This window comes from Roseisolibacter sp. H3M3-2 (assembly GCF_029211165.1).
GTDB lineage: Bacteria > Gemmatimonadota > Gemmatimonadetes > Gemmatimonadales > Gemmatimonadaceae > Roseisolibacter.
Window position 1 is genome coordinate 1 of record NZ_JARGEK010000687.1, and the last position, 1,016, is coordinate 1,016.

1 protein-coding gene is annotated in these 1,016 nt (G+C 77.8%); it reads left to right on the plus strand.

The window, feature by feature from the left end; all coding sequences use genetic code 11:
* On the plus strand, positions 1-1,015 hold a 1,015-nt coding region (pstS, locus tag PYV61_RS25740; RefSeq protein ID WP_275836742.1), incomplete at its 5' end, for a phosphate ABC transporter substrate-binding protein PstS.
* Position 1,016 lies beyond the last annotated feature (1 nt).

Here is a 1,016-nt window from a genome sequence, read left to right on the forward strand (position 1 = left end):
CGCCGACGACGCGCGGCCCAGCGCCGCCGGGCGCGCCGAGCCCGCGCTCGACCTGACCGGCGCGGGGGCGACGTTCCCGTACCCCGTCTACTCGCGCTGGATCAGCGAGTACCTCGCGCGCACGGGGGTCCGCATCAACTACCAGTCGATCGGCTCCGGGGGCGGGATCCGCCAGCTGGTCGAGGGGACGGTGGACTTCGGCGCCACCGACGTGCCGATGTCGGCCCGCGAGCTGGCGTCGGCGGAGCGGCGCGTGCTGCACGTGCCGACGGTGCTCGGCGCGGTCGCGATCACGTACAACCTCCCCGGCGTCGCCGAGCCGCTGCGGCTCTCGCCGGAGGTGCTGGCCGACGTCTTCCTCGGCCGCGTGCGCCGCTGGGACGACCCGCGGCTGGCGGCGCTGAACCCGGGCGCCGCGCTCCCCGACGCCGACATCCTCGTCGTGCACCGCACCGACGGCAGCGGCACCACGTACATCGTCAGCGACTACCTGGCGACGGTCAGCCGCGCCTGGGCCTCGGGCCCCGGACGCGGCAAGGACGTGCGCTGGCCGGTCGGCGTCGGCGGCCAGGGGAACGAGGGCGTCGCCGGGCAGGTGAAGCAGACGCCCGGCGCGATCGGCTACGTCGAGGCGACGTACGCGCGGCAGAACCGGCTGCCGGTGGCGGCGCTGCGCAACCGCGCGGGCGCCTTCGTGCCGCCGACCATCGAGGGCGTCGCCGCCGCCGCGGCCGCGGCCACCGCGGGGCTCGCCGACACGACCGACTACCGCGTGTCGATCGTCGACGCGCCGGGGGAGGCGAGCTACCCCGTGGCGTCGTTCACCTGGCTGCTGCTCGACCCGAGCGCGCGCGACACGGCGGCGACCGCGGGGGTCGTGCGGTTCGTACGGTGGGCGCTGCGCGACGGGGCGCCGGCGGCGCGCGAGCTGGGCTACGCCTCGCTCCCCGAGGCGCTGGCGGCGCGGGTCGAGGCGCGTCTGGCGGCGCTCCCCGGCGGGACGGGCGCGCCCTGAC